This window comes from Cellulophaga fucicola, assembly GCF_900119145.1.
In the GTDB taxonomy this organism is placed as follows: Bacteria; Bacteroidota; Bacteroidia; order Flavobacteriales; family Flavobacteriaceae; genus Cellulophaga; species Cellulophaga fucicola.
The window spans coordinates 23,789-46,659 of record NZ_FPIY01000001.1 but is presented as its reverse complement, the minus strand read 5'-3'; the positions used below and the strand labels follow the sequence as shown (position 1 = coordinate 46,659).

Annotated in this window: 25 protein-coding genes; 11 read left to right on the top strand and 14 right to left on the bottom strand. The window is 32.3% G+C overall.

Features of this window, described 5'->3' with window-relative positions; translation table 11 throughout:
• Nucleotides 1-46: 46 nt before the first annotated feature.
• Nucleotides 47-934, top strand: coding sequence for a DUF6263 family protein (locus BT107_RS00225; protein WP_072301759.1), 888 nt, complete (start codon nucleotides 47-49; stop codon nucleotides 932-934).
• A gap of 7 nt (nucleotides 935-941) precedes the next feature.
• Complete coding sequence (locus BT107_RS00220; protein WP_072301758.1) at nucleotides 942-1,457, top strand: hypothetical protein; 516 nt, start codon at nucleotides 942-944, stop codon at nucleotides 1,455-1,457.
• Nucleotides 1,458-1,536: 79 nt separating this feature from the next.
• Here the strand turns inward: BT107_RS00220 and BT107_RS00215 are convergent, their stop codons facing one another.
• Both BT107_RS00215 and BT107_RS00210 read right to left on the bottom strand, forming a co-directional pair.
• Nucleotides 1,537-2,481, bottom strand: a complete 945-nt coding sequence (locus BT107_RS00215; RefSeq protein WP_072301757.1) for a lytic transglycosylase domain-containing protein — start codon at nucleotides 2,479-2,481, stop codon at nucleotides 1,537-1,539.
• 56 nt (nucleotides 2,482-2,537) lie between these two features.
• Nucleotides 2,538-3,188 carry an alpha/beta hydrolase family protein gene (locus BT107_RS00210; RefSeq protein ID WP_072301756.1) on the bottom strand — a complete coding sequence of 217 codons (651 nt, stop codon included), beginning with the start codon at nucleotides 3,186-3,188 and terminating at the stop codon, nucleotides 2,538-2,540.
• A 181-nt stretch (nucleotides 3,189-3,369) separates the two neighbouring features.
• Here BT107_RS00210 and BT107_RS00205 point away from each other — a divergent pair, with 181 nt between their 5' ends.
• Nucleotides 3,370-3,666 carry an N-acetyltransferase gene (locus tag BT107_RS00205; protein WP_072301755.1) on the top strand — a complete coding sequence of 99 codons (297 nt, stop codon included), beginning with the start codon at nucleotides 3,370-3,372 and terminating at the stop codon, nucleotides 3,664-3,666.
• A gap of 52 nt (nucleotides 3,667-3,718) precedes the next feature.
• On the opposite strand, the gene mtaB is transcribed toward BT107_RS00205, so the two are convergent.
• The 8 genes from mtaB to rpsA form a co-directional block, all read right to left on the bottom strand.
• The gene (gene mtaB, locus BT107_RS00200; protein ID WP_072301754.1) at nucleotides 3,719-5,047 is read right to left on the bottom strand and encodes a tRNA (N(6)-L-threonylcarbamoyladenosine(37)-C(2))-methylthiotransferase MtaB; all 1,329 of its coding nucleotides are present in this window, start codon (nucleotides 5,045-5,047) and stop codon (nucleotides 3,719-3,721) included.
• A gap of 129 nt (nucleotides 5,048-5,176) precedes the next feature.
• Nucleotides 5,177-5,824, bottom strand: a complete 648-nt coding sequence (gene pdxH / locus BT107_RS00195) for a pyridoxamine 5'-phosphate oxidase (protein ID WP_072301753.1) — start codon at nucleotides 5,822-5,824, stop codon at nucleotides 5,177-5,179.
• An 88-nt stretch (nucleotides 5,825-5,912) separates the two neighbouring features.
• Nucleotides 5,913-6,836, bottom strand: a complete 924-nt coding sequence (locus BT107_RS00190; RefSeq protein ID WP_072301752.1) for an EamA family transporter — start codon at nucleotides 6,834-6,836, stop codon at nucleotides 5,913-5,915.
• A 145-nt stretch (nucleotides 6,837-6,981) separates the two neighbouring features.
• Entirely contained in the window at nucleotides 6,982-7,887 is a 906-nt protein-coding gene (locus tag BT107_RS00185) for a ribonuclease Z (RefSeq protein ID WP_072301751.1), read from the bottom strand.
• Between the two features lie 84 nt (nucleotides 7,888-7,971).
• Nucleotides 7,972-8,304: a ribonuclease Z gene (locus BT107_RS00180; RefSeq protein WP_072301750.1), complete on the bottom strand. Its 333-nt coding sequence runs from the start codon at nucleotides 8,302-8,304 to the stop codon at nucleotides 7,972-7,974.
• 6 nt (nucleotides 8,305-8,310) lie between these two features.
• Entirely contained in the window at nucleotides 8,311-9,237 is a 927-nt protein-coding gene (locus BT107_RS00175; protein WP_072302861.1) for an aspartate carbamoyltransferase catalytic subunit, read from the bottom strand.
• A gap of 10 nt (nucleotides 9,238-9,247) precedes the next feature.
• Nucleotides 9,248-9,787 (bottom strand): bifunctional pyr operon transcriptional regulator/uracil phosphoribosyltransferase PyrR, encoded by a 540-nt coding sequence (gene pyrR, locus BT107_RS00170; RefSeq protein ID WP_072301749.1) that lies wholly within the window; start codon nucleotides 9,785-9,787, stop codon nucleotides 9,248-9,250.
• A gap of 221 nt (nucleotides 9,788-10,008) precedes the next feature.
• A complete protein-coding gene (gene rpsA, locus BT107_RS00165) occupies nucleotides 10,009-11,841 on the bottom strand; it encodes a 30S ribosomal protein S1 (protein ID WP_072301748.1) in 1,833 nt (610 codons plus the stop codon).
• Between the two features lie 271 nt (nucleotides 11,842-12,112).
• Here rpsA and BT107_RS00160 point away from each other — a divergent pair, with 271 nt between their 5' ends.
• Nucleotides 12,113-12,493 carry a LysM peptidoglycan-binding domain-containing protein gene (locus tag BT107_RS00160; protein ID WP_072301747.1) on the top strand — a complete coding sequence of 127 codons (381 nt, stop codon included), beginning with the start codon at nucleotides 12,113-12,115 and terminating at the stop codon, nucleotides 12,491-12,493.
• A gap of 54 nt (nucleotides 12,494-12,547) precedes the next feature.
• On the opposite strand, the gene cmk is transcribed toward BT107_RS00160, so the two are convergent.
• Both cmk and lon read right to left on the bottom strand, forming a co-directional pair.
• Nucleotides 12,548-13,240 (bottom strand): (d)CMP kinase, encoded by a 693-nt coding sequence (gene cmk / locus BT107_RS00155; RefSeq protein ID WP_072301746.1) that lies wholly within the window; start codon nucleotides 13,238-13,240, stop codon nucleotides 12,548-12,550.
• A 55-nt stretch (nucleotides 13,241-13,295) separates the two neighbouring features.
• Nucleotides 13,296-15,740: an endopeptidase La gene (lon, locus tag BT107_RS00150; RefSeq protein WP_072301745.1), complete on the bottom strand. Its 2,445-nt coding sequence runs from the start codon at nucleotides 15,738-15,740 to the stop codon at nucleotides 13,296-13,298.
• A gap of 218 nt (nucleotides 15,741-15,958) precedes the next feature.
• On the opposite strand from lon, the gene BT107_RS00145 reads away from it, so the two are divergent.
• Genes BT107_RS00145 through BT107_RS00130 form a run of 4 tightly spaced genes read left to right on the top strand, consistent with a single transcriptional unit; the run spans nucleotide 15,959 to nucleotide 18,864 of the window.
• Nucleotides 15,959-16,516, top strand: a complete 558-nt coding sequence (locus BT107_RS00145) for an RNA polymerase sigma factor (protein WP_072301744.1) — start codon at nucleotides 15,959-15,961, stop codon at nucleotides 16,514-16,516.
• A complete protein-coding gene (locus BT107_RS00140; RefSeq protein WP_072301743.1) occupies nucleotides 16,513-17,073 on the top strand; it encodes a hypothetical protein in 561 nt (186 codons plus the stop codon). The genes BT107_RS00145 and BT107_RS00140 overlap by 4 nt, the downstream gene beginning before the upstream one ends.
• Entirely contained in the window at nucleotides 17,054-18,130 is a 1,077-nt protein-coding gene (locus BT107_RS00135; protein ID WP_072301742.1) for a DUF4097 family beta strand repeat-containing protein, read from the top strand. Before BT107_RS00140 ends, BT107_RS00135 begins: the two co-directional genes overlap by 20 nt.
• 11 nt (nucleotides 18,131-18,141) lie before the next feature.
• Nucleotides 18,142-18,864 carry a head GIN domain-containing protein gene (locus tag BT107_RS00130; protein WP_072301741.1) on the top strand — a complete coding sequence of 241 codons (723 nt, stop codon included), beginning with the start codon at nucleotides 18,142-18,144 and terminating at the stop codon, nucleotides 18,862-18,864.
• Between the two features lie 57 nt (nucleotides 18,865-18,921).
• On the opposite strand, the gene BT107_RS00125 is transcribed toward BT107_RS00130, so the two are convergent.
• Together BT107_RS00125 and BT107_RS00120 are read right to left on the bottom strand one after the other, a co-directional pair.
• Entirely contained in the window at nucleotides 18,922-20,256 is a 1,335-nt protein-coding gene (locus tag BT107_RS00125) for an MFS transporter (RefSeq protein WP_072301740.1), read from the bottom strand.
• Between the two features lie 82 nt (nucleotides 20,257-20,338).
• Nucleotides 20,339-21,148, bottom strand: a complete 810-nt coding sequence (locus tag BT107_RS00120; RefSeq protein WP_072301739.1) for a M48 family metallopeptidase — start codon at nucleotides 21,146-21,148, stop codon at nucleotides 20,339-20,341.
• A 170-nt stretch (nucleotides 21,149-21,318) separates the two neighbouring features.
• Between BT107_RS00120 and BT107_RS00115 the strand changes: the two genes are divergently transcribed.
• From BT107_RS00115 to msrB (BT107_RS00105), 3 genes are all read left to right on the top strand, one after another.
• Nucleotides 21,319-21,855 carry a hypothetical protein gene (locus BT107_RS00115; RefSeq protein WP_072301738.1) on the top strand — a complete coding sequence of 179 codons (537 nt, stop codon included), beginning with the start codon at nucleotides 21,319-21,321 and terminating at the stop codon, nucleotides 21,853-21,855.
• 122 nt (nucleotides 21,856-21,977) lie between these two features.
• Nucleotides 21,978-22,469 carry a peptide-methionine (R)-S-oxide reductase MsrB gene (msrB, locus tag BT107_RS00110; protein WP_072301737.1) on the top strand — a complete coding sequence of 164 codons (492 nt, stop codon included), beginning with the start codon at nucleotides 21,978-21,980 and terminating at the stop codon, nucleotides 22,467-22,469.
• Nucleotides 22,469-22,870: a peptide-methionine (R)-S-oxide reductase MsrB gene (gene msrB / locus BT107_RS00105; RefSeq protein ID WP_072301736.1), complete on the top strand. Its 402-nt coding sequence runs from the start codon at nucleotides 22,469-22,471 to the stop codon at nucleotides 22,868-22,870. The genes msrB (BT107_RS00110) and msrB (BT107_RS00105) overlap by 1 nt, the downstream gene beginning before the upstream one ends.
• Nucleotide 22,871: the final 1 nt, after the last annotated feature.

Here is a 22,871-nt window from a genome sequence, read left to right as displayed (position 1 = left end):
TGTTTTTAGTACTTTTGCATTTGCAAATTTATAACACTATTTTTAAATGAAAAAATTATTCTTTCTTGCCACGGTTTTACTATGCTCTCTAGTCATTAAAGCCCAATCTAATTTAGAATACAAACTTTCTGTTGGCGATACTTTTATTGTACAACAAAATGCACAACAAGTAATTACTCAAGAAATGGAAGGTATGTCTCACGAGCTTACTAACGATATTTTTGGTGAGTATAAGATGAAAGTTTTAGAGAAAAAAGATGGTGCCTACGTACTAGAAATGTCTTTTACAGACTTAAATATGAAGATGACATCTAATCTGCAGGGTGTTTTAATGGATGTAAAAGCTAAAAATGTTAATGAAGGAGACATACAATCTACTATGTTTAATTCTATTTTAAATACTCCTGTTAAAATTGTTTTAGCTAACAATGGTAATATTACTAATGTTACTGGCGGCGAAGATTTAATTGATAAAATGATTAACGCTTCTGGTGTAACAGATAGCAATACCATAAATACAATTAGAACTTCATTAGGTAAAGAATATGGTTCTGATGGTTTAGCCAACAGTTTTAAACAAATGACATATATCTATCCTAATTCTGGAGAAAAAGTTGCTAGCGGTGATACATGGAAAAATGCATACTCAGGAAAATTAAGCACTAAAAATAATTGGACTTTAAATGCTATAAATGCAACCACTACTACACTTAGCTGTGAGGCTGATGTAGTTATGAGTGTTAATGAGGCTGCTACTTCTATGGAATTAAAAGGTTCACAATCTACCAAGGTTACAGCAAATGCTAAAACTGGCTTTATTAAGGAAATGACTGTTACCGGATCTTACAAGGGAAGCTCTAGTGTAGCTATGTTAGGAGATCAAAAAATACCAACTAAGATTACATCAACAATTACTTATAAAACAATAGAATAAAAATAATATGTTCAATAAAAACATTAAAATAGGCATTGCAGCCTTAATCATAGCTTACGCAGTTTATCAATTTATAGAAGGTAATATAGGTAATGGCATTGCCCTTATTCTCCTTTCTCTTGTATTTGTATTCTTCTACTTTAGAAACGAAATTATTTTACTTGCCTTTTTAAAGATGAGAAAGCAAGATCTTGCTGGAACTCAAAATTGGTTAACTAAAATTAAAAATCCAGAGGGAGCTTTAACCGTTAAACAACAAGGTTATTATAACTACTTACATGGAATTATATTTTCTCAAACAAACTTAACTCAAGCTGAAAAGTACTTTAAAAAAGCACTTAAGCTTGGCTTAACAATGGATTATGATATGGCTATGGCTAAATTAAGTTTAGCTGGTATAGCTATGCAGAAAAGACGTAAAAGAGAAGCTACAATGCTTTTAAATGAAGCTAAAAAGCTAGACAAGCAGAATATGCTTGCAGATCAAATAAAGATGATGAAACAACAGATGAAAAAAATCTAATTCTTTATAAATTATACATTACAAAAAAAGCCCTTAAAACATATGTTTTAAGGGCTTTTTTATTAAAAGTAACTTGTTACTAATCTATCTTGTAATATCCTTTATTAGGAATTTCAATAGTATATTTTTTTCTAGAGTTGTTATTTAAATGTGGCTCTCTTAACCAAGGGTTGTGTCTTTTTAATACCTTGTAGTTAATCTCGTACTCATTTGCAAAGTCAGCAAAGTTAGATACTGGAACATCTACATCTACAGTAAAACTAGGCACAGCATTATACATATCTTTTTCAGAAATCTCAAAACCATATTTGTCTGGAGCAGATAATATTTCTTTAATAGCCATTATTCTAAAAAGGTATCTACCTGTCTCCTGCCCTAATAGCAAATCGTAATAAGAATCTACTTTTTGCTGATTTAAATATTTGTTAATAGCACCTGCCCCTGCATTGTAAGACGCAGCAGCTAATGTCCAATTACCAAATTTCTCTTTGTATTTTTTTAAGTACCTACAAGCAACCTCTGTAGATTTTTGAATATGATAGCGTTCATCTACGTTATCATTAACCTCTAAACCATATTCTTTACCTGTAGCTCTCATAATTTGCCAAAAACCAGTTGCACCTGCTGGCGATACTACGTTTTGCAATCCACTTTCTGCAACAGCTAAATATTTAAAATCGTCTGGCACACCATTTTTTGCTAAAATTGGTTCAATTATAGGAAAGTACTTATTTGCTCTTTTCATTAACAACAAAGCATTAGACTGCCAGTAAGTGTTTACCAAAAACTCACGATCTATACGCTCCATAACCTCTGGATCTGTTAACGGCACAGATTCTCCTGCAAAATTTAAATCTGCCGGAATTTCTATTGACGATACTCTGTATCCATTATCTGGAGCTATATCGGCAGCTTCTTCATTATTTTCTTGTGGTACAACTGCACTACTCTGCACTGCAAACATTAGTGAACCTGCCACTAAAACCACTCCTAAAAACATTAGTATACTTTTTACAACTTTCATCTTCTACCTATTTCTTTATTAAATTCAATTCTTACCAAAGATATTAAATACCTTATCTATTCTAAAATTATTTGTGGCAAATGCTCATTAAACCACTTAAACCTATTTATAATCATAATATGAGTTCCCTTAGACACAGGAATACAATCTTTTATATATTTTATAGGAAAAACAGGGTCGTTATCTCCGTGAATATGTACCAAATTAGGGTCGTATTCTGTCTGCTCCCAATTTATCATCTGATCTAAAGACCAATCTAAATAATACTTATCCTTAACAGATAAGTACTCTTCATACAACTCTAAACGCTTTGTTACAGTTTCTCCAAAGGCATACTTACCCAAAACCTCCATATTAGTTACCAAGCCCGTTGGTAGTAGTTTATACGCTTTTGTAAACTTAGCTAAGCGCATACGTTTTGGAAGTTCGTATTTAGTTTTTACACTAGATATTAGAATTACTTTTTTGGTTCTTATATGCTTTGCCATCTCTTGCACCAAGATACCTCCAAAAGAAATACCTATTAATACAACGTCTGTATGTGTAATTTTAGTACACATCTCTATTGCGTATTCTTCTAGAGACATACCTTTACTGGGCACAAACCACTCTAATAAATGCTGATTAAAAGTCTCTTCCGGCAGTTTAATATTTTTAAATATCGATGGATTAGCAGCCATACCAGGCATTAAGTAAACGTTAATCATATATTAAGACAACTAAGTGTTTAGTAAATTGAAAACTAGGTTTTTACGTATTTTTGACGTAACTTTGTGAGGTTATCATCACTTATTTATAGTAAGTATTTTATGATAAAACTTATCTAAATATCGTCATTTTTGAACACATTGACGCATATTTTAACTACAATTTAAAACCATATACTATATGAATGAAGTAGAGATTAAAGACAATAGTTTTTTACGCCAGTATGAAACTAAAGTTAATGGACACTTGGCTAAATTAGAATACTCTTCACAAGAACGCAAAGTGTTTTTAACAAAACTAATTATTCCTGAAGAGATTGTAGCTGTAGATTTTAAAGAAAACTTTATCAAAGCCGTTTTAAGTGATATTCAAGAAAAGAATATGCGAGTAGTCCCTACTAGTCCAGATGTAGCAAGTTTTTTAAGAAAAAACAAAAGACTATATAAAGAAATGCTACCAATAGGTATACGTATCTAAAAAAAAATAAAAAATGAGCTAAAAAGTTATTATACTTTTTAGCTCATTTTTTTTATACTGTGGCTATTGTATTTACAAAATCGAATCTGACTAAGCCATCTTCATCTATTTCTGTTAGCTCTATCTTATGTAATGTATTTACCAATTCCGGATTCCAAGGAGCTTTTACTTTTACATAATTCTCTGTAAAACCATTTATATATCCTTCTTTATTTTCACTCTCGAACAAAACTGTTCTTGTTGTACCAAGCTGACTTTCATAAAAAGCTCTACGCTTTTTAACAGATAAACCTCTAAGCATTTTACTTCGCTTTGCTCTAACATTCTTAGGCACTACATTGTCCATAGATGCTGCTACCGTATTATCTCTTTCAGAATACGTAAAAACATGTAAGTAGGATATATCTAATTCATTTAAAAAATGATATGTTTCTAAAAAGTGCTCATCTGTTTCTCCAGGGAAACCAACAATAACATCTACACCTACACAAGCGTGTGGCATTACTTCTCTAATTTTAGCAACACGATCTATATATAAATTAGTTAAATACCTACGACGCATTAATTTTAGAATAGCATCGCTACCACTCTGTAACGGAATATGAAAATGTGGCACAAAAGAATTACTTTTAGATACAAATTCAATAGTCTCGTTCTTTAACAGATTTGGTTCTATAGAAGATATTCTAAGCCTGTTAATACCTTCAACAGTATCTAAAGCCTTTACTAGGTCTAAAAACGTATGCTGGTGCTTTTTATTTCCAAATTCACCTTTACCATAATCACCAATATTAACACCGGTAAGCACAATTTCTTTTATATTTTTTGTCGCTATTTCTGCTGCGTTTTTTAAAACGTTATCCAAAGTATCACTTCTAGAAATACCTCTTGCTAACGGAATAGTACAATACGTACATTTATAATCGCAACCATCTTGCACCTTTAAAAAAGCGCGAGTCCTGTCTCCTATTGCATAACTACCAACATAAAAATCTACCTCTTCAATTTCACAAGAATGTACTTCTCCAAAATCGTTTTTAGACAAATCGTTTATGTAATCTGTAATTTTAAATTTTTCTGTTGCCCCCAAAACCAAATCTACACCGTCTACCGCGGCTAATTCTTCTGGCTTTAACTGTGCATAACAACCAACTGCCGCAACAAAAGCATCTGGATTTTTCTTTTGAGCTTGCTTTACTATAGATTTAAATCTTTTATCTGCATTTTCTGTAACAGAACATGTATTAATTACATACATATCTGCAGCTTCTGCAAAATCTACCCTATCAAAACCTTCATCTACAAAGCTACGTGCTATGGTAGAAGTTTCTGAAAAGTTTAGTTTACAACCTAGTGTATAAAAAGCTACTTTCTTCTTCATTCTTAATTAATTACAGCATTTTTTATTGGGAAACAAAGATACAAATTACTTCTGTATATAGAAGCTAGCAACGCAACCATAATTGGTACAACTACTACTTATCAAACTCCATTAAAACCAATAAGCTTATTAAGGCGCAAGCCTTTCAATCTTCCAATTATAATCTTCTTGCAACTCGTACCTAATTCGGTCATGCAACCTATTTGGTCTTCCCTGCCAAAACTCTATAGAAACAGGTTTTACAATATACCCGCCCCAGTGTTTTGGTCTTTCTATTTCTTTATTCTGATATTCTTCTTCTAGCGATTTTAATTTGGCTTCTAAATATTCTCTAGAAGGTATAACCGTGCTTTGGTCTGATACTATTGCACCTAGCTTACTGCCATCTGGCCTAGACTCAAAATAACCATCAGATAAATTTTCTGCTATTTTCTCTGCTTTCCCTTTAATAATGACCTGTCTTTCTAGATTAGGCCAAAAAAAAGACACACACATATTAGGATTATTAGCTATTGCTTTGCCTTTTTCACTTTCGTAATTGGTATAAAAAATAAAACCCTCGTGCGTATATTTTTTTAATAGAACCACTCTACTTTTAGGAAAACCATCTAATCCTATGGTAGAAATTGTCATAGCATTTGGCTCATCTATACCATCTGCAGCTTCAACCTCATAAAACCATTTTTGAAATAACTCTATTGGATTCTCTGATACTCCACCTTCTAAAAGTTCACTTTTCTGGTACGATTTTCTATAGTTTCCTAAATCCTTTTTCATAACGTGATGTCTAATTTTATAACGCAAACAACATCATTCTAAAAACTTAAAACAATACCGTATTTACAACTACAAATTTAGCAATTATTTAGGCAGAAGCAGACTCGTTTTTAGTGTTTTTAATATCGTTAACTATACTCTTGTAGTTAATAACTGCAACAGAAATAATAATAACAAAAACACCAAACCATTGTATGCCTTTAATTTCTTCATGCAAAATTAGGCTTGCCGTTAAAATAGAAACAGGAATTTCTAATGATGTTAAAATACTACCTAAGCCAATACCTGTAATAGGAAACCCTTTGTTAAATGCAATTGGAGGCAAAACAGCTCCGAAAAAACCCAAAAACAATCCGTACTTCCAGAAACTTAAACTAGCATAATCAAATTCCGATATAAGCGCAGTATTCCATATTAACAAAACAATTAATAAACCACCCAATACCAAATATTTACTCCTAACCATATTGGGTAAGTTAACCGCAACTGTGTTAGAGGCATACAATGTAGCTGTATAACATATACTTGCCATAATACCCAAAACAAAACCTTTTGGATCTATAGATTGACTTTCCTGAAAAACATTTACCGCAAATAAAGTACCTATTACAACCAGTATACTACCAAATAACTTAAGTTTATCTACCTTTCTACTTAATATCATCTCTAATACAACACCCAACCAAATGGCCTGCATTAAAAAAATAATTGCAACAGAAACAGGAATATAATTAAGACTTAAATAATAAAAATAACTGGTTAAACCTGCTGCAGTACCAAAAAGCACAAGCTTTAATTTTCCGTTATTATTTTCTTTTGTTTTTGCAACAGTACGGTTCTTCTTGTTTAGCAAAGCCAATAAAGCAACACCAACAAAACCAATAAGATATTGTAATGTATTTAACCCACTAGTACTAAACCCTTCTAAGTTAGCTTTTTTAACAAATGTTGCTAACACACCATAGCTAGCTGCCCCAATAAGGACATATAACACTCCTTTTAACTTCTCCATACTAAATTATAAATTATTGCATTTTAAAGTTTGTTGTATAGTTAAGCAATCTATTCAGTACAAAACCAGAACATATACTAGTTATTCCCAAACTTTAAAAAGCGGGCAAAGATAAAGTTTATAAAATAGATAACTGTTGTTAGGCTTAAAAATTGAAGGCTTTACCATCTTCTCCCAAAAACACAGGCTTAAAAACCTCTTCTGCTTCTTGTTTAAATAAGTCGGTAGATTTATAACGTGTAGAATAGTGACCTAATACTAAAGCACCAACATTTGCATCTTTAGCTATTATAGCCGCTTGTTTTGCTGTAGAATGCTTTGTTTTTGTTGCTAACTCGGCTTCAGAATCTAAAAATGTAGCTTCATGATATAAAACATCTACATCTTTAATAATAGGAACTATACTTGGCTCAAAAACAGTATCACTACAAAAAGCATAACTTTTTGGTTTAGGCGGATCAAAAGTTAACTTTGTATTAGAAACCACATTACCATTATCTAAAGTAATGTCTTTTCCGTTTTTTATTTTTTGATAGTAACATTTATCAATACCAAAAGCAGTAACAGCCTCAATATTTAGTTTACGATCCACCTCCTTTTCCTGAAACAAAAAACCGTTTGTGTAAATTCTATGATTTAGCGGTATAGTAGATACTTTTATTTTATCATCTTCAAAAACTACGATAGATTCTTTACTGGTTAACTCGTGAAAATAAAGTGGATAATTTGTCCATGAATCTCCAAGTTTTAACAGCATCGTTATTGCCTCTTTTATACCTTTTGGTCCGTAAATATGTAGTTCGTTTTCCCTACCCAATAATCTAAAAGTAGATACTAGTCCTGGTAAACCAAAAAAATGATCGCCATGTAAGTGAGATATAAATATATGTTTTATTCTAGAAAACTTAAGCTTACTCTTTCTAAGTTGCACTTGCGTACCTTCCCCACAATCTATTAAAAATAAATGTCCTCTAATATCTAATGTCTGAGATGTAGGGTTAGCCAGTGTACGTGGCGTAGCTGCGTGGCAACCTAATACTGTTAATTGCAAAATAGTTGTAATTGATAAGTTAATATGATAAAAAACAGCAAACAGAAATAACTTATTTACTATTAAAAAATAATATCTCTAAAATTAAATGCCTAAATCACGTTCTATTTCTTCCATTTCTACAATATCTCTGGCTTCTTTTATGGTAGGAACTACAGAAATTTCTTCTGGCACATCATCATAAGAAACTTTGTTAGTAACCAAAACAAAAGATTTATTAGAAGCTCTATGCGTATTAGACAAGTCTAAAAACTCTAACACATCTGAAGTGGTTAACGCAGAAAACGAAAAAAGATTTACAATAATATGATCGTTCTTTATTTTATCGTAGGCGTTGTTTAAATTTTCTAAAAATTTTGCTAAAGAGATGTTCTCTTGATCCACAATTGTTGTTGTACCATCTTTTTCAAAAACCATAATGTATTATTTTATTTTAGATGCCAGTAAATAAATAACAGCCATACGTACGGCTACGCCATTTTCTACCTGATCTAGGATTATAGATTGATTAGAGTCTGCAACATCACTAGTAATCTCTACTCCCCTGTTTATTGGTCCTGGGTGCATTATTACTATTTCTTTATCTAGACTTTCTAGCAATGCTTTGTTTACGCCAAATTGCTGGGTATATTCTCTAGTTGTTGGAAAATAACTAATATCCATACGTTCGTTTTGTACGCGTAACATGTTAGCAACATCGCACCAATTAAGCGCTTTACGTAGATCTGTTTCTACTGTTACCCCTAAAGACTCTATATGTTTTGGAATTAATGTTTTTGGTCCGCAAACCTTAACATTTGCCCCTTGTAATTTTAAAGCTAAGATATTAGACAAAGCTACTCTTGAGTGTAAAATATCACCCACAATAACTACATTTTTACCAGCAACTTCTCCTAGCTTCTCTCTTATAGAATAAGAATCTAACAAAGCTTGTGTTGGGTGCTCATGCGCACCGTCACCTGCATTTATAATTGATGCATTTACGTGCTTAGACAAAAATACACCTGCTCCAGGGTTTGGATGACGCATAACAACCATATCTACTTTCATAGATAATATATTGTTAACTGTATCTATTAAGGTTTCTCCTTTTTTTACGGATGATTGAGCTGCAGAAAAATTAATAACATCTGCAGAAAGTCTTTTTTCTGCTAACTCAAAAGAGAGTTTAGTTCTTGTACTGTTTTCAAAAAAAACGTTAGCTATTGTAACATCTCTTAAAGAAGGTACTTTTTTAATAGATCTATTAATAACTTCTTTAAAATGATCAGCGGTTTCAAAAATGAGATTAATATCGTTTTTGTTAAGATATTTTATTCCTAATAAGTGCTTTACACTCAATTCGCTCATTTTCGTTGTTTTATTCATTTATTAAATAGACAATATCTTGTCCTTCATTCTCTTGCCAAAGTACTTGTACCTTTTCACCGTTAATAACATCTACTTGCCTACCTCTATAATTAGGTTGTATTGGTAAATGTCTGCTAAATCTACGATCTATTAAGGTTAGTAATTCTATTTCTGCAGGTCTACCAAAAGATTGTATTGCCGTTAATGCAGATCTAATGCTTCGTCCTGTATAAAGTACGTCATCTATAAAGACTACTTTTTTATCTTCAACTAAAAAATCTATGTGAGTTTTACTTGCTTCTAGGGTTTTATCTCCTCTTCTAAAGTCATCTCTATAGAAAGTGATATCTAAAGAACCTAAGTTTATTTCTTTAACACCATATTCTTTTGTTAAAAGATCTGTAAGTCTTTTTGCTAAAAATGTGCCACGTGGCTGCAACCCTATTAAGACGGTGTCTTTAAAATCTGAATGATTTTCTAATAACTGACAAGCCAATCTATTTAATATGATTTGGATTTCTTTAGAGGAAAGTAGTACTTTTTTACTCATAGGTTAGGATACCAAGACTTTTGCTACACAAAAATAGCAATTTATACGTAAAGTAGTTAAATAAACTAAACTCTTTATTTATATGTTTCTATTTTTTAAAACTTAGAAGATTAAATAGGTTATAAAATGAACTACATAACAGCAATTTAGCTGTTCATTTTTATGCATAAAAAAAAGCCTAAACTTTCGTCTAGGCTTTTAAAATTTATTAAAATGTGAGCTTACTTTTTGTTAGCCGCGTCCATTTTATCTTTTAACGCTTGTAAAGCTTCGTTAGCATCACCTAAAGTTGGCTTAGCTTCGTCTGCTGCTGCTGATTGTCTCTTAACAGCTGCTTTTACATTACGTTGTTCTTCTTCTCTAAAAATTGCAGTATGACTAGCAACAACTCTCTTAAATTCTTTATTGAATTCAATTATTTTAAAGTCTGCTTCTTCACCTTTTTCAATTTTCTTACCGTCTTCTTTCTCTAAGTGACGAGTTGGTACAAATGCTGCAATGTCTTCGTTAAAGTTAACAATTGCTCCTTTGTCTACCATTTCATCTATAGTACCTTTATGTACTGTATCTAAAGCGAATTCAGTTTCGTATTTATCCCAAGGGTTATCAGTAGTTTGTTTATGACCTAAACTAAGTTTACGTGCATCTACATCTAATTCTAATACCTCTACTTCTAAAGTTTCACCAACAGTTACAAACTCAGATGGGTGCTTAATTTTCTTAGTCCAAGAAAGATCAGAAATATAGATTAAACCATCTATACCTTCTTCCATTTCTACAAACACACCAAAGTTAGTAAAGTTACGTACAATACCTTTATGCTTAGAGTTAACTGGGTATTTAGTTACAATATCAGTCCATGGATCTGGAGTTAATTGCTTAATACCAAGTGACATTTTACGATCGTCACGATCTAAAGTTAAGATTTGAGCTTCTATCTCATCTCCAACTTTTACGAAATCTTGAGCAGAACGCAAGTGCGTAGACCAAGACATTTCAGAAACGTGTACTAAACCTTCAACACCTTCAGCAACTTCAATAAATGCACCGTAATCTGCTATAACAACTACTTTACCTTTAACTTTGTCACCAACTTTCATGTCTTCGCTTAACGCTTCCCATGGGTGCTTCTCTAACTGCTTAAGACCTAATTGAATTCTAGATTTGTTATCATCAAAATCTAAAATTACAACATTCATTTTCTGATCTAACTCAACAACCTCATTTGGATGGTTAATTCTAGACCAAGAAAGATCTGTAATATGGATTAAACCATCTACACCACCAAGATCAATAAACACACCGTAAGAAGTAATGTTTTTAACAACACCTTCTAATACTTGTCCTTTTTCTAATTGACCAATGATTTCTTTCTTCTGTTCTTCAATATCAGCTTCAATTAATGCTTTATGAGAAACAACTACGTTCTTAAATTCTTGGTTAATCTTAACAACCTTGAATTCCATGTTTTTACCAACATACTGATCGTAATCTCTAATTGGCTTCACGTCTATTTGAGAACCTGGCAAGAATGCTTCAATTCCAAATACATCTACGATCATACCACCTTTAGTTCTGCATTTAACAAAACCATTAACGATTTCTTCTTTTTCACAAGCGTTATTAACTCTGTCCCAAGCCTTGATTGTTCTAGCTTTTCTGTGAGATAATACTAATTGTCCACTTCTGTCTTCACGAATATCAATTAAAACCTCAACGCTGTCTCCAACCTTAAGATCTGGATTGTAACGAAATTCGTTTAATGATATAACACCTTCAGATTTAGCGTTAATATCAATAATAGCTTCACGCTCAGTTAAATGAACAACTGTACCTGTAACTACCTCTTCATCTGCAGTATCTACGAAGTTTTCAGCAACCATCGCTTCAAACTCTTCTAATTTAGAATCGTCTACACGCTCAATTCCTTCTTCGTACTTATCCCAATCAAATTCAGCCAAAAATGCTTTTGGATCTTGTTTAGGTGTTACTGCTTTTACTTCTGGTGCCGTTGTAGATTCCTCTACTTGAGCGTTTTTTTTGTCTTCAGCCATTTGCTGATTAAAATTTGTATTTTGTAATGTTATAAGAGTTAAACTTCCACTACAAAAGATGTTATATAAATTTTGTTATCCCCTTTTTCTCTTACACTACCGTTAAAAAAGGGGTGCAAAAATACAACTAAATACTTACTAAAACAAGTACTGCTTTTAACTAATTCTCAAGACATTAGCTACCCGCTCTATTTTTTTAGATTTTTTACTTTAAAATTGATGTAATTTTTAGTATATTGAGCATATTAATTAACTATAAATAATAAACATTATGAGCGTAAAAGCGAAATACCAATCTGTTTTAGATCTTGGTGAAAAATTAGCAATTAAAGATGGTAACGTAACTGAAGAAGGTGGCGTTTTAAAAATAAAAGGACAAGCTGCTACGCAGTACGAGAAAAACCTAATTTGGGATAAAATTAAAGAAGTTGGTGGTGATAGTCCTGCAGATGTAACAGCTAACATTTCTGTTGAAGACGAATCTGTATACCACAGACATACTGTAAAAGGTGGTGATTCTTTAAGTAAAATTGCTAAGCATTATTACGGAGATCCAATGAAATACAAGCAAATTTTTGAGGCTAACACTAGTGTCTTAAAAAATCCTGACGTTATACACCCTGACCAAGTTTTGGTAATACCAAATTTATAAAATACAGTGGTTAAAAGAAAACGGCAATCTAGTTTTAGATTGCCGTTTTTTTTACTATTCTTTTTCTATAATACGTAATGCGTAATTATGCATTCGCTCAAATTGCTCTACAAGCCCCATATCACTATTATCAAATTCAATAGCATCTTTAGCTAATAATAATGGTGATTCTTTACGGTTAGAGTCTATATAGTCTCTACTTCTAACATTTTTTAGAACTTCTTCATAAGTCACATCATCTCCCCTATCTAATAGTTCTTTATAACGTCTGTGTGCTCTTGTTTCTGGAGAAGCAGTCATAAACACCTTAAATTCTGCATCAGGAAAAACAACAGAACCAATATCTCTACCGTCCATTACAATGCCTTTTTCCTTACCCATTTCCTTTTGCATTTCTACTAGCTTTGTACGCACTTCTTTTACAGCCGCCACCTTACTTACTTGCCCAGAAACCGCTAATGATCTAATTTCTTTTTCTACGTTTTCATCATTTAAAAACATTTCTGAAAAACCTAATTCATCATTATGTACAAATTTTACATTTATGTTTGGTAAAGCTTCTATTAATACAGTAAAATTATCACTGGTATCTGAAACAAAACCTTTTCTTATAGCATATAAAGTTACCGCTCTATACATTGCTCCTGTATCTACATAAACATAACCTAGAGCTTTTGCTAGTTGCTTTGCAATTGTACTTTTTCCGGTAGATGAATAACCATCTATTGCTATGGTAATTTTTCTCATATTTATATACTTAAACTAAAGGCTACCTAAATTTAATTAAATAGCCCTTAGTATTCTAGATTTTCTTTGCGTTTTTTACTTTCTGATCTGTTATAGCAATTTCTATAACCTGACTCATATCTGTTACATAATGAAAGGTAAGACCTTTTAGATAATCTTCTTTAATTTCTAAAATATCTTTTCTGTTTTCTTCGCACAGGATTATTTCTTTAATTCTAGCACGTTTAGCAGCCAATATTTTTTCTTTAATACCACCAACTGGCAATACTTTACCACGTAATGTAATTTCACCTGTCATAGCCAAGCTCTTTTTAATTTTACGTTGTGTAAATAAAGACACTAGAGACGTTAACATAGTTATACCTGCACTAGGACCGTCTTTTGGTGTTGCTCCTTCTGGTACGTGTATATGTACGTTGTACTTCTCAAAAACCTCATCTTTAATACCAAAATTTTCTGCATTAGATTTTATGTACTCTAATGCTATGGTAGCAGACTCCTTCATTACCTTACCAAGGTTACCCGTAATATTCATAGCTCCCTTACCCTTAGATAAAATAGACTCTATAAATAAAATATCGCCTCCAACACTAGTCCAAGCTAAACCTGTTACAACTCCTGCAACATCATTATTCTCGTACTTATCTCTTTCTAACCTTGCAGGACCTAAAACTTTTTCTATAACTTCATTGGTAATTTTCACCTCGTACTCTTCTTCTGTTGCGATAGATTTTGCTGCATAACGCACCATTTTAGCTATTTGCTTATCTAAAGAACGCACACCAGATTCTCTTGTATAACCTTCTACAATTTTCTCTAATTGTGCCTTTCCAATTTTTAAATCTTTAGGCTTTAAACCGTGCTCTTTTAATTGTTTTGGCAACAAATGTCTTTTAGCTATCTCTACCTTTTCTTCAATAGTATAACCAGATACATTTATAATCTCCATACGGTCTCTAAGTGCTGGCTGTATAGCTCCTAGATTATTTGCCGTAGCAATAAACATCACCTTAGATAAATCGTAGCCAAGCTCTAAGAAATTATCATAGAACTCATTGTTTTGCTCAGGATCTAAAACCTCTAACATTGCAGAAGAAGGGTCTCCTTGATGACTGTTAGATAGTTTATCTATTTCGTCTAATACAAAAACAGGGTTAGAGTGTTCTGCTTTTTTAATGTTTTTTAAAACTCTACCTGGCATTGCACCAATGTAGGTTTTACGGTGACCTCTAATTTCAGACTCATCTCTTAAACCACCTAAAGACATTCTAACATAACTTCTACCTAAAGCCTCTGCTATAGATTTACCTAAAGATGTTTTTCCTGTTCCTGGAGGTCCATAAAGACATAAAATAGGAGATTTCATATCATTACGCAGTTTTAACACCGCTAGATATTCTATAATTCTCTTTTTTACATCTTCTAAACCGTAATGATCTCTATCTAATATTCTTTGAGCCTCTTTTAAATCGAACTTATCTGTAGAATAATCTCCCCATGGTAAGTCTACAAAAAAATCTAAGTAATTACGTTGTATAGCATATTCCGCCACTTGCGGATTCATACGTTGCATTTTGTTTAACTCCTTATTAAAGTACTCTCTTTCTTTTTTAGTAAACTTTTTGTCTTTCGCCCTTTCTCTAAGTTCAGCCAACTCATCTTCTGCCGTAGCGCCACCACCCAATTCTTCTTGTATGGTTCTCATTTGCTGATGCAAAAAGTATTCTCTTTGTTGGCGATCCATATCTGTACGTACGCGAGACTGAATGTCGTTTTTTAATTGCAATTTCTGCATTTCAACATTCATAAACTTTAATGTAGCTAAAGCTCTTTCTTTTAAGTTTTCAATCTCTAATAACGCTTGCTTATCTTTTACTGGTAATCTTAAGTTAGATGATACAAAGTTTATTAAAAAAGAATTGCTTTCTATATTCTTTATAGCAAAAGAAGCCTCACTAGGTATATTTGGACTTTCAGAAATTACTTTTAAAGCCATTTCTTTAATAGACTCTATTATAGCTTTAAATTCTGGCGTATCTTCTTCTTCCCTAACCTCTTTAGTTTCGCGTACAGTAGCCGTCATATATGGTTTTTCTGTTAAAACCTCAGCAACTTCGAATCTTTTTTTACCCTGTATAATTACGGTTGTATTACCATCTGGCATTTTTAAAACACGTAATATTCTAGCAACAGTACCTAAAGTATGTATATCGTCTATACCTGGATTTTCTGTTTCTTCATCTTTTTGCGCTACAACACCAATAACTTTAGAGCCATTATTAGCATCTTTAATTAAGTGTATAGACGCGTCTCTACCAGCTGTAATAGGCACAACAACACCTGGAAATAATACCGTATTACGTAAGGGCAATATAGGTAGTGTTTCTGGCAGCTGCTCATTACTCATCTCCTCCTCGTCTTCTGGCGTTAATAATGGTATAAGCTCTGCTTCTTCATTAATACCTTTCAGCGCCAAATTGTCAAATTCTGAATCTCGCATAATTATATTTCAGTCATTCTGTCATAAAATAAAAACAGAAATCTATTATTTAAATTTAGTTATTTTTATAAAATCTAAGCAAAACCCCTTGTTACTTGGCTTTTACCGTAGTTTAATCTTGTATATTAGGTCAATTCTTATGCCAATACCAAATAGATTTTAAAAAAATTGTAACAATTAAATCAATCTATCATCTATAAAACAAACCACACATTTTTTTGAGCCAACAAAAAGAACATATCAATACTTTATTGCTACAATGCAAAGAAGGCAAGCAAAGTGCACAGCTAGAGATCTATAACCGGTACTATAAAGCAATGCACAATACTGCGTACCGAATTGTAAAACATAGCGCTGAAGCAGAGGATATAATGCAGGAATCGTTTTTAAGTGCCTTTACAAAATTACATACCTATAAAGGTGAAGTAGCTTTTGGGGCTTGGTTAAAACGTATTGTAATAAACAATAGTATTTACCAATACAGAAAGCAACAAAAAAATAACGAAGTTGCTATAGATGACATAATGTACAAGGTCAAAGATACTGATAGTAGTACAATAGATAATGGTGAAACACAATTGAAGGCTCAAAAAGTGATGGCTGCCATGACACAATTGAAAGACAATTACAGAATTTCTTTGACCTTACATTTAATAGAAGGGTACGACTATGAAGAAATAAGTGAAATAATGAACATTAGCAATGCCAATTGTAGAACTACAATTTCTAGAGCTAAAGACAGTTTACGTAAAAAATTAATACACGATTGCATATGATCGATAACAATAATATAGAAGATCTTTTTAAAAATCTTGAAGGTAATTTTGACACCCAAGAACCTAGTGTTGGACATAAAGATCGGTTTTTAAAAAAACTGAACACCACCAATAATAGTGAACCAAAAAACAATAAAAATTCTTTTTGGAAACCTTTTGCTATCGCTGCATCTATTGCATTTTTATGCGCAATTGGCATTACGTTTTTTAATACAAACCAAACTACAACAGAGCAAATTACAGAAATGGCTCCTGAGGTTACAGAAACAAAAAATTACTTTGCTAGTTTAATTAATGATCAAATTAATAATTTAAAAAAAGAGAATTCGCCTACTACTAAAAAAATTATAGACGACACCCTTTTACAATTGCAAAAACTAGAAAAAGACTATACAGTTTTAGAACAAAACCTAGTAAACGGAGGTAATACCAAACTAATATTAAGCGCCATAATAACAAATTACCAAACCAGAATAGATCTTGTAAAAGATGTTATGGAACAAATTGATACTATTAAAAATCTAAAGAAATACAATGATGAAAACTTTACTTTATAAGGTAATAACCTTACTCTTACTTGCCATACCATTACTTAGCATTGCTAATAATGATATTGGTAAATACACCAAAGAAAAAACAATTAAAAAAGACTTTTCTGTAAATACCAATGCGCTATTAAAAGTAGCTAATAAATATGGTAATTTAAATATTATTTCTTGGGATAAAAACCGAGTAGAAATAATTGTGCACATTAAAACTAGCGGTAATAACAAAGAAAAAGTACAACGCAAGTTAGATGATATTACCATTAATTTTGATGGCTCTAGCAGTTTAGTTTCTGCTAAAACAAACATAGGCAAAAGTAGTAGCTGGGGTTGGGGCAATAATAACAATGTTAATATGGAAATTAACTACACCATTAAATTACCTATTAAAAACAACATAGATTTAACTAATGATTATGGTTCCATTACTATAGATAGGATTGATGGCCACGCAACAATTAATTGCGATTACGGCAGACTAGATATTGGTGAACTTAGAGGGCGAAACAACAATTTAAATTTTGATTATACCTCAAAATCTGAAATAGACTATATAAACAGTGGTAAAATTAATGCAGACTACTCTGGTTTTACCATTGCAAAAGCAGGAGATTTAACTTTAATTACAGATTACACAAACGCGTCTATTAAAAAGATGAAAAACCTTATCTATAATAGTGATTATGGCAGCATTACAGTTGATGATGTTTCTAGCATAAAAGGTAATGGCGATTATATAAGTGTTAAACTTGGTAAAATAAACGGTAATGTATCTATTAATGCAGATTACGGTTCTATAAAAATTAATGAGTTAACTGAAAATGCAGGAGATGTAGATATTAGTGCAGATTACACAGGAGTTAAAATTGGCTACAGCCCTACTTATAACTTTAATTTTGAGTTAAACTCATCTTACGGAGGAATAAACGGATTAGACAACTGCAACCTAAGTGTTAAAGAAGTTAAAAACTCTAAAAAATATTATAAAGGCAATTGCGGATCAGAAAACAGTAATAACTTTGTAACTGTAGAAACCGAGTACGGAAGTATATCAATACATAAAAACTAAAACACAATAGAATGAAAAAAATAATAACTCTTAGTTTAGCACTAACCTTAGCTTTTACTGCAAATGCACAATGGGGAAAGCGTATAAAAGGAAATGGCAATATAACTACCACAACTAGAAGTGTTGGCGATTACGAAGCTATTTCTTTAGCTGGTTTTTTTGATGTAGAATTAATTGATGGCAAAGAAGGAAACATTACACTTAAGGGTGATGAAAATATTCTTGAACATATTAAAACCGAAGTTAAAAACGGAAAACTTGTAATTAAAGCTGAAAAAGGGATGAATTTAACTCCGTCTCGCAACAGTAAATTAACAGTTACAGTTCCTGTAGAACATATTAACGAAGCTACAGTATCTGGCTCTGGAGATATTGTTGGTAAAACAACTTTAGTAAGCAACTCTTTTGAAACTCGTATTTCTGGTTCTGGTGATATTAGACTAAAAGTAGATACTAAAGAACTCAAAGCCTCTATGTCTGGTTCCGGTGATATTAATTTAAGCGGTACAGCAACAGACTTTACTATTAGAGTTTCTGGTTCTGGAGATATTTCTGCTTACGACTTAAAAGCTAGTTATGTTTCTGCCTTAGTTTCTGGTTCTGCAGACATAAAAGTAACAGCAACAGAAACACTAGACGCTAGAGTTTCTGGTTCTGGAGATATTAAATATAGAGGTAATCCTAAAAAAATTGAAAGTAAGACTTCTGGTTCTGGAGGTATTTCTAAAGGATAAAAAAACATCACACATAAAAAAAGGCAGATTATAAAAATATAATCTGCCTTTTTGTTTTTATTCTTTTGTCTCTATTTTTTTATCTACTCGCAATAAAAGTATTACTCCCATTATAAAAAACACTGCTAAAAAAACAATAGCATTACGCATACTACCTGTTACTTGCGCTACAAAACCGTATAAAAAAGTTCCTATTACTATTCCTATTTTCTCTGCTACATCGTAAAAACTAAAAAAAGATGTAGTGTCTTTGGTTTCTGGTATAAACTTAGAATACGTAGATCTAGACAATGCTTGTATACCACCCATTACCAAACCTACACAACCTGCTCCAATATAAAAATCTACTGGTGTTAACATAAAAAAAGCATAGACACATATAACAATCCAAAGTAAATTTACAACTGCTAATGTTTTAACATTACCAAACTTTTTAGATGCATTTGCTGTAATTACAGCACCTAAAATAGCAACTAACTGTATTACCAAAATACTTATTATTAAACCTGTTGTTCGCTCACTATCAGAACCCCAACCAATTTCTTCTTCTCCAAAATAAGTAGCAATTAGCATTACTGTTTGTACTGCCATACTGTACACAAAAAAGGCAACTAAATAACGTTTTAATTTTATTTGATCTCCTAGTTGATGCCAAACTCCTTTTAACTCCTTAAAACCATTTAAAATTACGTTACTACGCTTCCCTTCTTGCTTGTTTCCTTTTGGTAAGTAATAAAATGTATACTGACTAAAAATTATCCACCAAATACCTACAGTAACAAAAGAATATTTCATCGCCTTAAGCTCTGCAACCCCTTCAATATCAGACTCTATTCCAAAAAACTTTGGTTTCATTACCATTGCTAAATTAAAAAGCAATAGCAATACACTACCTGCATACCCCATAGAAAAACCTTTGGCACTAATAGCATCCATTTGCTCTGGATGTGCAACGTCTGGTAAATAAGAATTATTTATTGCAAAGCTCACCCAAAAACCAACCAAGCCCATAAAAAAGCAAAGCAGCCCAAAGTAGATATTCTCTAAAGAAAACCAGTATAAACCAATGCAAGAGATACCTCCCAAATAACAAAAGAATTTCATAAACATTCTTTTGTTTCCTAAATAATCTGCAACTCCAGAAATTAAAGGTGTTATAATAGCTATAAATACAAATGCTAAAGATGTAGTGTAACTAATTAAAGGCGCTCTTGCAATTTCACCTCCAAAAACAGTTACTTTTTCTATGTTTGCAGATCTAAATAGTGCGCCATAAAAAATAGGAAATATTGCAGATGCTATTACCAGACTGTAAACAGAATTAGCCCAATCGTAAAAGGCCCAGGCATTTAATAGTTTTTTACTTCCTTTTACTAATGCAATACTAGTCATATAAAAAAATTAGAGCTGTTCAAATTTTGTTTTGAACAGCTCTAATATACAATTATAAATGAATTTTACTTTTATACTACTATTACTTAAAAGTAGTTACTCCAAATTTCTTAGCTTCTTCTCTTGCCATTGGGGCCCAAGCTGTTAAATTATTAATTCTAGTATCGTTAGATGGGTGCGTACTCATAAATTCTGGTTGCGCTTGTCCCCCACTATTTGCTTTCATTCTTTTCCAAAGTTCTGCTGCTTCATCCGGATTGTAACCTGCAATAGCCATAATTTGTAACCCAATACGGTCTGCTTCAGTCTCATGACCTCTACTAAAAGGTAGCATAACACCTACTTGAGAACCTACACCGTAAGCCTGATTAAACATTCCTTTTGTTTTATCGTCCTTAATTAAAACATTACCTGCAACAGCTCCTATTTGCTGTAACTGTCCTGCAGACATACGTTGTGCTCCGTGATCTGCTAAAGCGTGTGCAACCTCGTGACCCATAACAACAGCAACTCCTGTTTCTCCTTGGCAAATTGGCAATATCCCCGTGTAAAAAACAATTTTACCTCCTGGCATACACCAAGCATTTACAGTGTTATCATCAACTAAATTATATTCCCATTTGTAATCTTGTAAATATCCTGGGTAACCATTTGCTGTTAACCAACGTTCTGCTGCAGAGGCTATACGTTGCCCCACAGAAGCAATCATTTTTGCATCTGTAGTACCTGTAATTGTTTTATTTTCTGTTAAAAACTGGTCGTATTGAGCAAATGCAGTCGGAAAAATTGAACTGTTTGGATACATATTCAACGTTTTTTTACCCGTAAAAGGATTCACCTTACAGGCCGAAACTGCAATAAAAATGGTTAATACTAATAATATCTTTTTCATAATAGTAATGTGTTTAGTGTGTTTTTTAAAAATACAAAAATATTCTATGTTGTAATAATATCATAGATATAATCTTATTTCTTTAGTTGATATGCAAAATAAATTCTCTAATTTTAAAATTGGAACGCTTTTTGAAACACTTATAAAAGAAAACGAAAAAATTATACATTATGAAAAAAATTACCTTGACCATAGCAGCAGTATTTGCATTAGTATTAACAGCTTGTAGCAGCTCTGACGGAAGAGATGGAGTTGATGGCGTAGATGGCGTAAACATCACCGGAAGTGTATATGAAATTACAGGCAACTTTACTCCTGCTAATGACTATTCTTTATATTTTGAATTCCCTACAACTGTAGAGGTTTTTGAATCTGATGTTGTATTAGCTTATATTTTATGGGACCAAACAACAGACAGTAACGGACAGTCTGTAGACATATGGCGCTTATTACCGCAAACAAGATTATTAGATCAAGGTACTTTATTATACAACTACGACCACACATTTTTAGATGTTAACTTGTTTTTAGAGTCAGATTTTGATTTAAGCACTTTAGCGACTGGTGATACAGATAACCAAACTTTTAGAGTAGTTATTTTACCTTCAGAACTTATAAATGGTAAATTAGATACAACTAATATTAATGATGTTATGGGTATTTTAGATACTACAGAAGAAGATGTTGTACGTGTTGTAGCAGAATAAAAATAACACCAAAAATTACAAGCCTCTATTTATAATAAGTAGAGGCTTTTTTTATGCATTTAGTTTGATAGGAATTGCATTAAAAATCGACTAAATTTGAATAACCTTAAAATATAAAATTGATGTATAAAAAATTATTAATTTTTAGCATAGTAGCATTATTTATAAGCTGCAAGGGAAACTCACAAAAAACAAAAGAAGCTACAACAAAACAAGACATAGTAAAGGTTGAAAAAACAGATGCGCAATGGAAAGCTCAGTTAACACCTTTAGAATACAATGTTTTGCGTAAAGCTGGTACAGAGCGTGCTTTTTCTAGTAACCTTTTAGAAATTAAAGAAAAAGGAATTTATAGTTGCGCTGCTTGTGATACTCCTTTATTTAAGAGCGAGCACAAATTTAAATCTGGTACAGGTTGGCCTAGTTTTGATAGAACAATAGACGGCAATGTTGCTTTTGATGTAGATTACAAAATTGGTTACAAGCGCACAGAAGAACATTGCGCTGTTTGTGGCGGACATTTAGGACACGTTTTTGATGATGGACCTAAAAACACAACAGGAGAAAGACATTGTATAAATGGCGCTGCCTTAAAATTTACACCTACAAAATAATGAGTAAAAAATACAACGTAGAGAAAACAGATTCTGAATGGAAAGCTCAGTTACCTGAGAAATCTTATACCGTTTTACGAAATAAAGGTACAGAATACCCACATACAGGAGAGTTTAACCTACATTTTAAAGAAGGTAGTTACAATTGTAAAGGTTGTAACGCCAAGCTTTTTAATGGAGACCATAAATTTGAAAGTGGTTGTGGATGGCCTTCTTTTGACAAAGCCATAGAAGGTTCTATAGAATACATTAAAGATACAACGCACGGTATGACAAGAGTAGAAACAGTTTGTGCTAATTGTGGCGGACATTTAGGTCACGTTTTTGATGATGGCCCACAGGAAACTACCGGACAGCGTTACTGTATTAACTCTGCTAGCTTAAATTTTAATCCGTCTTAAA

What these genes read in the sequence shown, in the direction of transcription:
- BT107_RS00225 (WP_072301759.1), top strand. Translation starts at nt 47, where the DNA reads ATGAAAAAATTATTCTTTCTTGCCACGGTTTTACTATGCTCTCTAGTC.
- BT107_RS00220 (WP_072301758.1), top strand. Translation starts at nt 942, where the DNA reads ATGTTCAATAAAAACATTAAAATAGGCATTGCAGCCTTAATCATAGCT.
- BT107_RS00215 (WP_072301757.1), bottom strand. Translation starts at nt 2,481, where the DNA reads ATGAAAGTTGTAAAAAGTATACTAATGTTTTTAGGAGTGGTTTTAGTG.
- BT107_RS00210 (WP_072301756.1), bottom strand. Translation starts at nt 3,188, where the DNA reads ATGATTAACGTTTACTTAATGCCTGGTATGGCTGCTAATCCATCGATA.
- BT107_RS00205 (WP_072301755.1), top strand. Translation starts at nt 3,370, where the DNA reads ATGAATGAAGTAGAGATTAAAGACAATAGTTTTTTACGCCAGTATGAA.
- mtaB (WP_072301754.1), bottom strand. Translation starts at nt 5,047, where the DNA reads ATGAAGAAGAAAGTAGCTTTTTATACACTAGGTTGTAAACTAAACTTT.
- pdxH (WP_072301753.1), bottom strand. Translation starts at nt 5,824, where the DNA reads ATGAAAAAGGATTTAGGAAACTATAGAAAATCGTACCAGAAAAGTGAA.
- BT107_RS00190 (WP_072301752.1), bottom strand. Translation starts at nt 6,836, where the DNA reads ATGGAGAAGTTAAAAGGAGTGTTATATGTCCTTATTGGGGCAGCTAGC.
- BT107_RS00180 (WP_072301750.1), bottom strand. Translation starts at nt 8,304, where the DNA reads ATGGTTTTTGAAAAAGATGGTACAACAACAATTGTGGATCAAGAGAAC.
- BT107_RS00175 (WP_072302861.1), bottom strand. Translation starts at nt 9,237, where the DNA reads ATGAGCGAATTGAGTGTAAAGCACTTATTAGGAATAAAATATCTTAAC.
- pyrR (WP_072301749.1), bottom strand. Translation starts at nt 9,787, where the DNA reads ATGAGTAAAAAAGTACTACTTTCCTCTAAAGAAATCCAAATCATATTA.
- rpsA (WP_072301748.1), bottom strand. Translation starts at nt 11,841, where the DNA reads ATGGCTGAAGACAAAAAAAACGCTCAAGTAGAGGAATCTACAACGGCA.
- BT107_RS00160 (WP_072301747.1), top strand. Translation starts at nt 12,113, where the DNA reads ATGAGCGTAAAAGCGAAATACCAATCTGTTTTAGATCTTGGTGAAAAA.
- cmk (WP_072301746.1), bottom strand. Translation starts at nt 13,240, where the DNA reads ATGAGAAAAATTACCATAGCAATAGATGGTTATTCATCTACCGGAAAA.
- lon (WP_072301745.1), bottom strand. Translation starts at nt 15,740, where the DNA reads ATGCGAGATTCAGAATTTGACAATTTGGCGCTGAAAGGTATTAATGAA.
- BT107_RS00140 (WP_072301743.1), top strand. Translation starts at nt 16,513, where the DNA reads ATGATCGATAACAATAATATAGAAGATCTTTTTAAAAATCTTGAAGGT.
- BT107_RS00135 (WP_072301742.1), top strand. Translation starts at nt 17,054, where the DNA reads ATGAAAACTTTACTTTATAAGGTAATAACCTTACTCTTACTTGCCATA.
- BT107_RS00130 (WP_072301741.1), top strand. Translation starts at nt 18,142, where the DNA reads ATGAAAAAAATAATAACTCTTAGTTTAGCACTAACCTTAGCTTTTACT.
- BT107_RS00125 (WP_072301740.1), bottom strand. Translation starts at nt 20,256, where the DNA reads ATGACTAGTATTGCATTAGTAAAAGGAAGTAAAAAACTATTAAATGCC.
- BT107_RS00120 (WP_072301739.1), bottom strand. Translation starts at nt 21,148, where the DNA reads ATGAAAAAGATATTATTAGTATTAACCATTTTTATTGCAGTTTCGGCC.
- BT107_RS00115 (WP_072301738.1), top strand. Translation starts at nt 21,319, where the DNA reads ATGAAAAAAATTACCTTGACCATAGCAGCAGTATTTGCATTAGTATTA.
- msrB (WP_072301737.1), top strand. Translation starts at nt 21,978, where the DNA reads ATGTATAAAAAATTATTAATTTTTAGCATAGTAGCATTATTTATAAGC.
- msrB (WP_072301736.1), top strand. Translation starts at nt 22,469, where the DNA reads ATGAGTAAAAAATACAACGTAGAGAAAACAGATTCTGAATGGAAAGCT.